Genomic DNA, 12,724 nt, shown 5'->3' with positions numbered 1-12,724 from the left:
ATGGACGACCTGAAATCGATCATTGGAAAAGTGGCGACCGGCGCCAGCCTGTCGCGTGACGAAGCGGCTTCCGCCTTCGACGCCGTGATGTCCGGCGAGGCTACGCCCTCGCAAATGGGCGGCCTCCTGATGGCGCTGCGGGTGCGCGGCGAGACCGTGGACGAGATCACCGGCGCGGTCTCGGCCATGCGCTCCAAGATGCTCACGGTCGATGCGCCCGCGGACGCCGTCGACATTGTCGGCACCGGCGGCGACGGCTCCGGCTCGGTCAATGTCTCGACCTGTGCCTCCTTCATCGTTTCGGGCGCCGGTCTGCCGGTGGCCAAGCACGGCAACCGCGCGCTATCGTCGCGTTCGGGCGCTGCCGACGTGCTGGCTTCGCTGGGGGTGAAGATCGATCTGAGGCCCGAACAGGTCGGCCGCTGCATACGCGAATGCGGCATCGGCTTCATGTTCGCGCCCGCCCATCATCCCGCCATGAAGAACGTCGGCCCGACCCGGGTGGAGCTTGCGACACGCACGATCTTCAACCTGCTCGGTCCGTTGTCCAATCCGGCCGGTGTGAAACGGCAGATGGTCGGCGTGTTCTCCCGGCAATGGGTGCAGCCGCTGGCGCAAGTGCTCAAGAACCTCGGCTCCGAATCCGCCTGGGTCGTGCACGGTTCCGACGGCCTCGACGAAATCACCCTCACCGGCCCGACCTTCGTCTCCGCGCTCCACAATGGCGAGATCCGGAATTTCGAGGTGACGCCGGAGGACGCGGGCCTGCCGTGCTGCGAGGCCGGTGCGCTCAAAGGCGGCGACGCCGACGCCAACGCTATCGCCTTGCAGGGCGTGCTCGACGGCAAGCCGAGCCCCTATCGTGACGTCGCGTTGATCAACGCCGCTGCCGCATTGGTCGTAGCGGGGCGTGCCAGGGATCTCAAGGAAGGTGTCGTGATCGGCGCAAAATCGCTCGACAGCGGCGCGGCGCGCGCGCGGCTGAAACATTTGATCGCGGTCTCGAACGGCTGAGCCTGACATGTCGGACATCTTGACCAAGATCGAAGCCTACAAGCGCGAAGAAATCGCTGCGGCCAAGCGCGCGCAGCCGCTGTCGGCGGTAGAGGCGAAGGCCAAGGCGCAAGCAGCACCGCGCGGCTTCCTGCGCGCGATCAAGGCCAAGCACGCCAATGGCGACTACGCGCTGATCGCGGAGGTCAAGAAGGCGTCGCCGTCAAGGGCCTGATCCGCGCCGATTTCGATCCGCCGCTGTTGGCCAGGGCCTATGAGGCCGGCGGCGCTGCCTGCCTGTCCGTGCTGACGGACACGCCCTCGTTCCAGGGCCATCTCGACTTCATGGTGGCGGCCCGCGCGGCAACGTCACTGCCGGTGCTGCGCAAGGATTTCATGTTCGACATCTATCAGGTGGCGGAGGCCCGGGCGCACGGCGCCGACTGCATCCTGATCATCATGGCGGCGCTCGATGATGCCGCGGCAAAAGAGCTCGAGGATGCCGCCATCGCCCACGGCATGGACGTGCTGATCGAGATCCACGACCGCGTCGAGCTTGACCGCGCGCTGAAGCTGCGTTCGCCGATGATCGGCGTCAACAACCGCAATCTGCGCACCTTCGAAACCACGCTTGCGACCAGCGAAACATTGGCGCCGCTGATCCCCGGCGACCGGTTGATGGTCGGCGAGAGCGGCATCTTCACGCCCGCCGATCTCGCCCGGCTCGAGCGCGTCGGCATGTCGACCTTCCTGGTCGGCGAGAGCCTGATGCGGCAAGCCGATGTTACCGCTGCGACGCGCACATTGCTGGCGCGCGAGACGACGGCGCGCGCGACGGGCACGCGCTGACATGGCCCGCAAGCCGACCGCGACGAAACCAGCCAAGTCCGAGTCCAAGACCCAGTCCAACACCAAGACCGGCCCTGCCCTCACCCATATCGGCGCCTCCGGCGAGGCGCGGATGGTTGACGTGTCGGACAAGCCCGCCAGCGAGCGGCTCGCGGTCGCGGAAGGACGCGTCGTCATGACCAGGGCGACGCTTGACCTGATCGTGTCCGGCAACGCCAAGAAGGGCGACGTGCTCGGCACCGCCCGCATCGCCGGCATCATGGCCGCCAAGCGCACCGCGGAGCTGATCCCGCTCTGCCATCCGCTCGCGCTGTCGAAGGTGACGGTCGAGATCGAGCCAGACGCAACGCTGCCGGGCTGCCTCGTCCGCGCCAGCGTGAAGGTCACGGGCCCGACCGGCGTCGAGATGGAAGCGCTCACCGCCGTCTCGGTCGCCTGCCTCACCATCTACGACATGATCAAGGCGGTGGAGCGCGGCGTGCGCATCGAAGGCATCCATCTGGTCGAGAAGCTCGGCGGCAAGTCCGGCCATTACCGCGTCTGATTGCGGCTGCTACTTCAACGACGCGCTGATCGACCCGAATTTTGAATTGAGCTTGCTGCCCAGGCCGTCCACCACGGCGACGATCGCGAGCGCAATCAGCCCATACTCGATCGCATATTGATTGCTTTTGCGAGGGTCCCTTCACGGCCCATTAACCCAGCTTGCTAACTTCGCCTCCACTCCGTTCCCGTAAACCAACGGATGTTTCCGGGGCCAAGAATTGACCCTGGCGTGTGCACGACAACGATCGATCATGATGACGGGATTCGGCAGTCGCCTTTTTGACCAGGCCTTCGTGCGCAGCGGACCGATCCGCTGGCTGGTGGTGGGCGGCACGCTGTTGATCGCTGCGATCGCCGTCGGCGCGACGCTGATGGCGCAGAATTTCCGCGAACGTGCGCTGCGCAGCTCCGGGCGCGAGCTGGAAAACACCGTGCTGATGCTGGCCCATCATTTCGACCAGCAATTGCAGGATTTCGCGGTCATCCAGAAGGATTTCGTCGACTACGTCCGCGCAAGCGGCATCACCAGTGCGGCGGACTATCGCAAGCGCCTCGCCGGCCAGGACCTCCACCGGATGCTGCGTTCGAAGATCGAGGCACTGCCCTACATGGGCGGCGTCAATATCATCGATGCCGAAGGCAATTTGATCAATTCGTCGGCGGCATGGCCGGCCCCGAACGTGAACGTTGCCGATCGCGCCTATTTCCAGACCTTCCGGTACGATCCCGACGCTCCCGACGTCCTGATCGAGCCACTCTACAGTCGCATCTCCGGCGCATGGACCATCCTGATCGTGCGCAAGGTCGTCGGACCGAACGGCGAATTCATGGGTGTGGTCGGACGCGGCATTGAGCCGGCAAACTTCGAAAAATTCTTCGAGTCCGCCGTGCTCGGCGAAAGCACGACGATCTCGATGCTGCACCGGGACGGCACGATGCTCGCCCGTTATCCCCATTCCAGTGAATTGATGGGACGGAATTTCAAGAACGGTCCGTTCGCGCATCAAAGGGTTTTCGGGCTCGACCATTTTACCGGCCGCTTCATGAGCCCCGTCGACGGCGAGGACCGGCTGATTTCCTCACATGCCCTGCCTCACTTCCCGATCCTGATGATGGCCACCACGACGCGCGCGACGGCCCTGACGGACTGGCGCGAGCAGATCGGCATCCTGATCTCGGTCGCGGCCTCTTCCGCGCTCGCCATCGCGGGCGTGTTGATCGCGATCGTTCGCAAGCTCCTGGAGCAGCATCGTCTTTCGCGGGAACGGCTGACGCTGGAAAAGCAGCGTCTCGACCGCGCCGTCAACAACATGACCCAGGGCCTGCTGCTGTTCGACGCCTCGCAGCAGCTCGTGATCTGCAATCAGCGCTACATCGAGATGTACGGGCTGTCGGCCGAAATCGTGAGACCCGGCTGCAGCTTTCACGACATCATTGCACACCGCAAAGCCACCGGCTCGTTCACCGGCGATGCGGACCAGTATGTCGCACGGGTCCTGCGCGACGTCCACGTGCGCAATTCCATGGTGGTCGAGACCTCCGACGGTCGCTCGATCCAGATCGTGAACGAACCGCTCACGGATGGCGGCTGGGTGGCGACGCATGAGGACATCACGGAGCGCCGGCGTATCGAGGAGCGCATCACCCATCTCGCTCATTACGACGCACTGACCGACCTGCCCAACCGCACCATGTTCCACGAGCATCTGCGTCAGGAACTCGATCTCGTCGCCGGCGGCGAACAACTCGCGGTGCACTACATCGACATCGACGAGTTCAAGGGCGTCAACGACGCGCTCGGGCATCTCGTCGGCGACGAGCTCCTGAAGTCGGTCGCGCAGAGCCTCCACCGCTGTGCGGGGCCGGCGGACTTCGTGGCGCGCCTCGGCGGCGACGAATTTGCCATCGTCCAGAGCGCGGTGACATCGCCGGATCAGGTCAGCGAGCTCGTCGCGCGGGTGTTTGAGGCCATCCGGGCGCCGTTCGACTGCATGGGGCATCATCTTGCCACCGACGCCAGCATCGGCATCGCGCTGGCGCCGCAACATGGAACGGCGCTGGACCAGATCCTGAAGAACGCGGACATGGCGATGTACGCCGCCAAAGCCGCGGGGCGCCGCACCTATCGCTTTTTCGAGTCGGAGATGGACGCCAAGATCCACGAGCGGCGGCAGCTCGAGATCGACCTGCGCCACGCCATCGCTCAAGGCGGGCTCGAAGGCGGCCTTGAGGTGTATTACCAGCCCTGCCTCAGCCTGAAGGACGACCGCATCACCGGCTGCGAGGCGCTGGTGCGCTGGCGCCATCCCGAGCGCGGCATGGTCTCGCCGGCGGAGTTCATCCCGATCGCCGAGGACACCGGCCTGATCAACGAGATCGGCGAATGGGTGCTGGCGACCGCCTGCCGGGATGCGGCGAACTGGCCCGACGACATCCGCCTCGCCGTCAACGTCTCGCCGGTGCAATTCAAGAGCGGCACGCTGGCGCTGAAGATCATGGCGGCGCTTGCCGCCTCCAATTTGTCGGCGAGCCGGCTCGAGCTCGAAATCACCGAGGCGGTGCTGATCCGCGACGACGACACGGCGCTTGCGATCCTGCATCAACTCCGCGCCATCGGCGTCCGCATCGCGCTGGACGATTTCGGCACCGGCTACTCCTCGCTAAGCTATCTGCACCGCTTCCCGTTCGACAAGATCAAGATCGACCGCTGCTTCGTCAACGACATCGCCGGCCCCGACGGCTCCGCCAGCATCGTGCAGGCGGTCGTCAATCTCGCGGCCGCCCGCCGCATGACCACCACGGCCGAGGGCGTCGAGACCGAGGAGCAGCAGCGGTTGCTGCGCGCGCTCGGCTGCTCCGAGATGCAGGGCTATCTGTTCAGCGCCGCAAAGCCCGCCGACAAGGTGCTGGAGCTGTTCGCAGCTCATCGCAGCCGTCTCGCCCGGCGCGGCGGCAACGAAGGCCGCCGCCGCGAGGCAAGCTAGTTCGGACCTCGTGGTCGGCGCAGCGGCATTCCCAGAAGCTCTCCTCGATACACACGACGCAGGTGTCGCGGAGGTCATGCAATTGCTGGAGTTGCGGGTTCATCCCGGCGGCGAGGTCTGGTCGAGCGCGACCGCGCCCGCCGCTGGGCCGAGCGCGATGGCTGCTACGAGGCCACCTTCGCGGCCATGAACCCGAGCTGACACAGCGTCCCGAAACAAGTTCGCCCGGGAACGACTATCCGCTCCCGGGCGATCAACACCTTACCGTCGCGAGCGCCTAGTTCGGCACTGCAGCCTTCGACGCCGGCTTGGCGGCGACCGCATTCGCGGTTTGGCCGTGCAGGAAGTCGTAGGCCGTATGCAGGGCCTTGTCGTCTTTCGCTTCCGGTGGGACATAGGACTGCGACCCGGTCTGCTCGGTGCCGTCGGCTGCCTGGAGATGACCGCGCATCTGGGACTCCGCCATGGTGTCCATCCGGCCCTTCAGCTCGGGCGGCACGTCTTGGAGGATCTCGATGTCGGGCGCGATGCCCTGGGCCTGGATCGAGCGGCCCGAGGGCGTGTAGTAGCGCGCCGTGGTCAGCGCCAGCGCGCCGTTGCCGGTGCCGAGCGGAATGATGGTCTGCACCGAGCCCTTGCCGAACGAGCGCGTGCCGATCAGCGTCGCGCGCTTGTGGTCATGCAGCGCGCCGGCCACGATTTCCGAGGCTGAGGCGGAGCCGCCGTTGACAAGAACCACCAGCGGCTTGCCCTTGGTGAGGTCGCCACCATGGGCGGTAAAGCGCTGGGTCTCTTCCGGATTGCGGCCGCGAGTCGAGACGACCTCGCCACGCTGCAGGAACGCGCTCGACACCGACACGGCCTGGTCGAGCAATCCGCCCGGATTGTTGCGCAGGTCCATCACGTAGCCTACCAGCTTCTCCGGCGGAACCTCCTTGGTGATCGATGCGATCGCCTTCTTCAGGCCATCGGTGGTCTGCTCGTTGAACGAGGTGACGCGGATATAGCCGATATCCCCGTTCTCGACGTGGAAGCGCACGGGACGCACATGGATGATCTCGCGCTTGATCGCGACGTCGAGCGGGGCGTCGGCGCCCTTGCGCACGATCGTGAGCTTGGTCTGGGTCTCGACCGGCCCCTTCATCTTGTTGACGGCCTGCTCGAGCGTCATGCCCTGCACGGCATCGCCGTCGATCTTGCTGATGAGGTCGCCCGACATGATGCCGGCCTTGGATGCCGGCGTGTCGTCGATCGGCGAGACGACCTTGACCAGCCCCTCCTCCATCGTGACCTCGATGCCGAGCCCGCCGAACTCGCCGGAGGTGGTCTCCTGCATCTCGGTCCAGGCCTTGTCGTTCATGTAGCGCGAGTGCGGATCGAGCGAGGTCACCATGCCGGTGATCGCGCCTTCGATCAGCTTGGCATTGTCAGGCTTCTCGACATAGCTCGCCTTCACCCGCTCGAACACTTCGCCGAACAGATTGAGCTTGGAATAGGCGTCATCCGCGCTCGCTGCCGCCCGTGCCGCCCAAACGCCGCCGTGCGGACTGGCTACCAAAAGGGTCAGACACGCTCCGGTGAGCGCGCCCAGTGGAAACAGCAGGGTTTTCCGCATGGATAGGCTGGCCTTTTTGCTTCGCGGTTCGGTGGGCTGGGAGCCGCCATGCAAATGGCGATCCAGCCTGCTTCTCACAATACCATTCTGGTTTCTTCAAGGCCGGGATGCCACGCCGGCGGGTACACCGTAAAAATCGGTTGGTCCGGACCCAAACTTTCGGCAACGTTGCAGGACCGGTTCGTGCGCAGCGGGGGTCGGCCGGCCGGCCCGCGCCTCGCAGCCATGCCATTTTAGGATGGTTTTGGCGCCCCGGACGGGTTAGGCGATCAGGGAAGGCTTCAAATTCTCGGGAGGATAACAATGAACGAAGCACCCCGCATCCAACCGGAAAGGAACGTCGAGCTCGGCGCCAGCACCGAGCCGTTCCAGAATCTGCATGAATTCATCCGGAAAGCCCGCGCCAACCTCAACCAGAATGCATGGGACTATATCGTCGGCGCGGCCGAGACCGAGACCACGATGCGTCGCAACCGCATGGCGCTGGACGAGATCGCTTTCCGCCCGCGCGTGCTGCGCGATGTTCGCAAGGTTACAGGTTCGGTCGAACAGTTCGGCCGCAAGATGCGCCTGCCCGTGGTCCTCGCCCCGGTCGGCGCGCTCCAGATCTTCGATCCGGATGGTGCGGCGAGCGTGGCACGCGCCTGCGGCACTTTCGGTGCGGCGCACATGCTCAGTTCGGTGTCCGAGCCCGGCCTAGAAAAGACCGCCGAAGCTGCGTCCGACGCGCTGCGGCTCTACCAGCTCTATGTGCGCGGCGATGACGCCTTCGTCGCCGACGTCGTCAGCCGGGCCGAGAAGAACGCCTACGCCGCCTTCTGCCTGACCGTCGACACCGCCCACTACAGCCGCCGCGAACGTGACATCGCCAAGCGCTACGTTCGCGAGAGCCGCTTGCGCGCCACCGGGGGCGATTACCAGAAGGGTCTGGAGTGGCGGACGGTGAAGATGATCAAGGACAAGTTCAAGATCCCGCTGATCCTCAAGGGCATCGCGACGCCGGAGGACGCGCTGATCGCGATCGATCACGGCGTCGAATGGATCTACGTCTCCAACCATGGCGGCCGTCAGCTCGATCACGGTCGCGGCGCCATGCACGTGCTGCCCGAGATCGTCGACGCCGTGAACGGCCGCGCCAAGATCATGGTCGATGGCGGTGTCTGTCGCGGCACCGACATCGTCAAGGCGATCGCGGCGGGCGCCGACCTCGTCGGCATCGGCCGGCTGCAATGCTGGGCGCTGGCGGCGGCCGGCGAAGCCGGCGTGGCGCGCATGCTGGAACTGCTCGAGGACGAAGTGCTGCGCTGCCTCGGCCTCTTGGGTGCGACCTCGTTCGCCGAGGTCAACAAATCCTGCCTGCACCAGGCGACCGCAACCAACGCGCCGAGTGTGTTCAGCGCGTTTCCGCTGTTCGACCACGAGCCGTATCGATACTGAGTGAAAGGACGCAGGTGACATCGCTCTCTCCCGGCAGCGCGGATGCGCTCCTGTTCGATCTCGGCCGCGTCGTGCTCGATATCGATTTCTCCAAGGCGATCGCCTGCTGGGCGGGACATGCCGGCTGCAAGCCCGAAGCCATCGTCGCGCGCTATGTGCGGGACAGCGAAGCCTATCGGTTGCACGAGATGGGGAAGATCAGCGATGAGGACTATTTCGCCTCATTGCGAGCCTCGCTCGGAATCGGCATTTCGGATGCGCAGTTCCTGGAAGGCTGGAACGCGATTTTCGCCGGCGAAATGCCTGACATCGCCGAGCTGCTGCCGCGCGCAGCGAAACAGATGCCGCTCTATGCTTTCTCCAACACCAACCGGCCGCACGTGGACCATTTCTCGAGGGAATATGCCGACCTCCTCGGCCATTTCCGCGAGCTGTATTTGTCGTCCAGCATCGGCCTGCGCAAACCGGATGCGGAGGCCTTCGACCACGTCGTTGCGGCGATCGGCGTGCCCGCCGGGCGCATCGTGTTCTTCGACGATCTTGCCGAAAACATCGAGGGAGCGCGCGCGCGCGGCTTGACGGCGGTGCATGTGACCTCGCCGCGTGACGTCGGGAACGCATTGAAGGCATTGGGCATTTGACGACGGTCCGTTGTCGCGAAACCCACGACGGCACGGCCCGACGGACCAATTTTGAAAAATTGAGGAACCGGATCACTTTGTACATTTTTATACAGAGTTCCGGGAACGGAATACCGCCTTCCGGACTCTTAGAGTCCGTTGGGACTTCTACGGACGGATGCATCATCGTGCTGGGCAAAACCTACCTCACCAAGCAGGCCTCTCTTCTTCTTGAATTCGCGAGGACAACTTCAGATTCGGACCTTTCCGCCAAGCTTGTGAGCAAGGCCGCCGACCTGAAATCCCAAGCCGACCCGCTGCCCGACAAGGATCAGGGATCCAAGGCGCCCGACGTAACTCCCGGGCAGGCAGGGAGCTGATCGATTCAGGCCATGGCGCGTTCTCGCCTTGCCATGATTTTCGTCGCTTCCATGACCACTCTCCTGCCGATCTGTGACCTCCTTCGGATCATGCCGCGACGCGCTTGATCCTGCCTTCCGGAACAATGTGAAGGGGCGGGATGACTGTGCCTGCTCAGCCGCTTTTGCCTCTGCGCCTGCGCTCGGCTAGAAGACGTGCGGAACATTCGCCCGAACGTGCCGAGCAGGAGTTTTCGCCGTGGCCTTGATGCCGGTTTCTGACGCGCTTGCCGCGGTGCTGGCGGGTGCAGAGCCGCTGCCGGAAGAAATGATTTCCCTCGACGAGGCCTACCATCGCGTGCTCGCGCGTGACGTCGTGGCGCGGCGCACGCAGCCGCCGCAGGCGATGTCGGCGATGGACGGCTACGCGGTGCGCGCGGCCGATGCCGCGACGATCGATTCGGAGCTCACCGTCATCGGCGAAGTCGCAGCGGGCCGACCGTTCGAGGGGACGGTCGGAGCCGGCGAGGCCGTGCGGATCTTCACCGGCGGCGTCGTTCCCTTTGGCGCGGACGCCGTCGTGATCCAGGAGGACACGGTCGCCGCCGGCAAGCGGATCACGATCAAGGAAGCCGCAATCGCCGGCCGGCACATCCGCCCCGCCGGCGTCGATTTCCGCGAGGGCGACGTGCTCCTGCGCAAGGAAGCCGTTTGACCGAGCGAGACCTCGCGCTCGCCGCCGGGATGGATCATCCGCACCTTGCCGTTGTCAGGCGTCCGAAAGTCGCGATTCTCGCCACCGGCGACGAGCTGGTGATGCCGGGCACCACGCCCGGCCACGGCCAGATCGTCTATTCCAACGGCTACGCCCTGCACGCGCTCGCCCGCAGCGAGGGCGCCGAGACCATCGACCTCGGTATTGCCGCCGACACGCTGGAGGCGACCACCGCCGGCATCCGCCGCGCCCGCGAGAGCGGCGCCGACGTCCTGATCACGACCGGCGGCGCATCGGTCGGCGACCACGATCTGGTCCAGCAGGCACTGCGGGACGAAGGCATCGCGATGGCGTTCTGGAAGATCGCGATGCGGCCAGGCAAGCCAATGATGCACGGGCGACTCGGCGCAATGGGTGTGATCGGCCTGCCGGGCAATCCCGTATCGTCCTACGTGTGCGCTTTCCTGTTCATGGTGCCGCTGATTCGCGCCCTGTCGGGCCGTTCAGTGATTCACCATCGCCGTGAACGCGCCGTGCTCGGCCGCGACGTCGGCGCCAACGACCAGCGCGAGGACTATCTGCGCGCGCATCTTGAGGAGCGTGACGATGGCACACGCGTCGTTGTTCCCGTCAATCATCAGGACTCTTCGCTGCTTGCAGATCTCGCTGCAGCACAGGTACTTCTCGTCCGCGCACCATTCGCGCCGAAGGCCGAAGCCGGCACGGCTTGCGAAGTGTTGCGGCTCCCCGTCTGAGCGCCCCCGCAACGCGCGTTCCGCGCACTTTGCTCTGTTCACGGTAAATTAAGCAGTTGCGGAACATGTATCGAACATATAGTGTCTGTTCATGATTTGTTTCGAGCATGCAGCGGCTTATGGCCGAATTCAGCGTCTCGGAATCGGACGACATCAACCGGGGGACTTTGGTCGAGATGTTAACGCGCAAACAATACGAGCTTCTGCGGTTCATCAGTGAACGTCTGAAGGAAAGCGGCGTGCCGCCCTCCTTCGACGAGATGAAGGATGCGCTCGATCTGCGCTCGAAGTCGGGCATCCATCGCCTGATCACGGCGCTCGAGGAGCGTGGCTTCATCCGACGCCTGCCCAACCGCGCCCGTGCGATTGAAGTCATCAAGCTGCCGGAGCTCCAGGCAGCCGCTGGCAGCCGCCGCGGCTTCACGCCGAGCGTCATCGAGGGCAATCTCGGCAAGGTGCGTGCGAGCGCGAGCCTGCCCGCTGACGAGGGCGAACGTCCCGTCGCGGTGCCGGTGATGGGCCGCATCGCGGCCGGCACGCCGATCGAGGCGTTGCAGACCCGCAGCCATACTATCAGCGTACCGCCTGACATGCTCGGCTCGGGCGAGCATTACGCGCTGGAAGTGCGCGGCGACTCGATGGTCGAAGCCGGCATTCTCGACGGCGACATGGCCCTGATCCAGCGCAACGAGAGCGCCGATACCGGCGACATCGTGGTGGCGCTGATCGACGACGAGGAAGCGACGCTGAAGCGCTTCCGCCGTCGCGGCGCCTCGATCGCGCTCGAGCCCGCCAACGCGGCCTATGAGGTCCGCATCCTGCCGCCCAACCGGGTGAAGATTCAGGGCAAGCTGATCGGGCTTTACCGGAAGTACTGATACCGGGAGTCTTTCTATCGGCAGTACTTCATATCGGAAGCACTTCATGCCGGAGGTGCTTGGCGCCTCGCGCGCTTCCGATCGGCATCGCCGGTCAGAGATTGGAGCGGATCATCGTCCGCTCCGGCTGGATAGCCTTTCTGGTTCTGCACAGACTATCCGGCCCCTCCTCCAACGCTGGCTCCTCGCCACGCCGACGAAGCAGCACCGCTTCAAGCAGCACCGCTTCGCGGCTCGGTTGTTCGAGGAAACAGCGACCAGCGGTCAAGTTCGGCCGTTGCAGCCAAGTTGGCAATGTTCGCGTACGCGCCTCCCGAATGCATCGCGGCGAGCTTTGTTCCTATTGAATTCGGGAAAGATAATGTGATCGCGGCTTGCGGAAGCCAGCCGCAGATTTGCCCACAACCAAGCAGAGCGTTCGTGCTTCCACTCTGATAGAGGCCTGCGCCTCGATAAGAGACGCGGGTTGCTATCCCAGCATGAGGAGCACCCGATGTGTGACTACAGCCTACATGCCGTCGCGTCGCGCCCCGCCGAAGTCGGCGAGACGATCGTCACGACAAGCTTCCGCGGCACCTCGACGCGCGGCTTCGCCTCTGCAGCCGATCCGTCTGTTGCCGTCTGCCTGCTGCCGGGGACGGAGCTCGCCTTCGCCGACGACGTCCGCTACGACAATCGCTGGATCTGGACGCGCACCATCAATTCCCGCGTGGGCAAGTTCGGCAAGATCGATCCGCACGTTCCCGACCGCCATCATGATGCGATCGAATTCCCCGACGGCAAATACGTGCTGGTGACGCAGCTCGTCGAAGGCCAGCGCGCGACGGTGCTGCAACTGCCGGTGACTCAGTCGGTCACCGAGCGCGAGCACAAGGCGCAGATCACCGCCGACAGGCAGCCGACCGTCACGCACCTGCCGATCGGCTGACAGAGCCGCCCTCCGGCTACGAAGTCGGAGGTCAGGATTGAATCG

The 12,724-nt window shown here is 64.8% G+C and carries 10 protein-coding genes and 2 pseudogenes; 10 read left to right on the top strand and 2 right to left on the bottom strand.

The window, feature by feature from the left end; translation table 11 throughout:
- The 3 genes and pseudogenes from trpD to moaC all read left to right on the top strand — a co-directional run bounded on the left by trpD (nt 1) and on the right by moaC (nt 2,386).
- Nucleotides 1-1,014 carry an anthranilate phosphoribosyltransferase gene (trpD, locus tag AB3L03_RS36405; RefSeq protein WP_204511309.1) on the top strand — a complete coding sequence of 338 codons (1,014 nt, stop codon included), beginning with the start codon at nt 1-3 and terminating at the stop codon, nt 1,012-1,014.
- A 7-nt stretch (nt 1,015-1,021) separates the two neighbouring features.
- Nucleotides 1,022-1,842: pseudogene (gene trpC / locus AB3L03_RS36400) on the top strand (indole-3-glycerol phosphate synthase TrpC).
- Nucleotide 1,843: 1 nt separating this feature from the next.
- Nucleotides 1,844-2,386, top strand: coding sequence for a cyclic pyranopterin monophosphate synthase MoaC (gene moaC, locus AB3L03_RS36395; protein ID WP_018458079.1), 543 nt, complete (start codon nt 1,844-1,846; stop codon nt 2,384-2,386).
- 9 nt (nt 2,387-2,395) lie between these two features.
- Here moaC and AB3L03_RS36390 read toward each other — a convergent pair whose 3' ends face one another.
- Entirely contained in the window at nt 2,396-2,497 is a 102-nt protein-coding gene (locus AB3L03_RS36390) for a Flp family type IVb pilin (RefSeq protein WP_085353576.1), read from the bottom strand.
- 142 nt (nt 2,498-2,639) lie between these two features.
- Between AB3L03_RS36390 and AB3L03_RS36385 the strand changes: the two genes are divergently transcribed.
- The gene (locus AB3L03_RS36385) at nt 2,640-5,372 is read left to right on the top strand and encodes an EAL domain-containing protein (RefSeq protein ID WP_204511311.1); all 2,733 of its coding nucleotides are present in this window, start codon (nt 2,640-2,642) and stop codon (nt 5,370-5,372) included.
- Nucleotides 5,373-5,649: 277 nt separating this feature from the next.
- On the opposite strand, the gene AB3L03_RS36380 is transcribed toward AB3L03_RS36385, so the two are convergent.
- The gene (locus AB3L03_RS36380) at nt 5,650-6,987 is read right to left on the bottom strand and encodes a S41 family peptidase (RefSeq protein ID WP_026233497.1); all 1,338 of its coding nucleotides are present in this window, start codon (nt 6,985-6,987) and stop codon (nt 5,650-5,652) included.
- A 303-nt stretch (nt 6,988-7,290) separates the two neighbouring features.
- Between AB3L03_RS36380 and AB3L03_RS36375 the strand changes: the two genes are divergently transcribed.
- The 6 genes and pseudogenes from AB3L03_RS36375 to AB3L03_RS36350 all read left to right on the top strand — a co-directional run bounded on the left by AB3L03_RS36375 (nt 7,291) and on the right by AB3L03_RS36350 (nt 12,679).
- The gene (locus AB3L03_RS36375) at nt 7,291-8,424 is read left to right on the top strand and encodes an alpha-hydroxy acid oxidase (RefSeq protein ID WP_368507988.1); all 1,134 of its coding nucleotides are present in this window, start codon (nt 7,291-7,293) and stop codon (nt 8,422-8,424) included.
- 14 nt (nt 8,425-8,438) lie between these two features.
- A complete protein-coding gene (locus tag AB3L03_RS36370; protein ID WP_085395035.1) occupies nt 8,439-9,065 on the top strand; it encodes an HAD family phosphatase in 627 nt (208 codons plus the stop codon).
- A gap of 167 nt (nt 9,066-9,232) precedes the next feature.
- Nucleotides 9,233-9,424, top strand: a complete 192-nt coding sequence (locus AB3L03_RS36365) for a hypothetical protein (protein WP_026233498.1) — start codon at nt 9,233-9,235, stop codon at nt 9,422-9,424.
- Nucleotides 9,425-9,662: 238 nt separating this feature from the next.
- Nucleotides 9,663-10,873 (top strand): annotated as a pseudogene (gene glp, locus AB3L03_RS36360) (gephyrin-like molybdotransferase Glp).
- 176 nt (nt 10,874-11,049) lie between these two features.
- Entirely contained in the window at nt 11,050-11,751 is a 702-nt protein-coding gene (lexA, locus tag AB3L03_RS36355) for a transcriptional repressor LexA (RefSeq protein ID WP_026233499.1), read from the top strand.
- 493 nt (nt 11,752-12,244) lie between these two features.
- The gene (locus AB3L03_RS36350; RefSeq protein WP_018458088.1) at nt 12,245-12,679 is read left to right on the top strand and encodes a hypothetical protein; all 435 of its coding nucleotides are present in this window, start codon (nt 12,245-12,247) and stop codon (nt 12,677-12,679) included.
- The last annotated feature ends 45 nt before the right edge of the window (nt 12,680-12,724 follow it).

Origin of the sequence: Bradyrhizobium lupini, from assembly GCF_040939785.1 — a bacterium.
Classification (GTDB): Bacteria; Pseudomonadota; Alphaproteobacteria; order Rhizobiales; family Xanthobacteraceae; genus Bradyrhizobium; species Bradyrhizobium canariense_D.
This window is presented reverse-complemented; position numbering and strand designations above follow the sequence as displayed.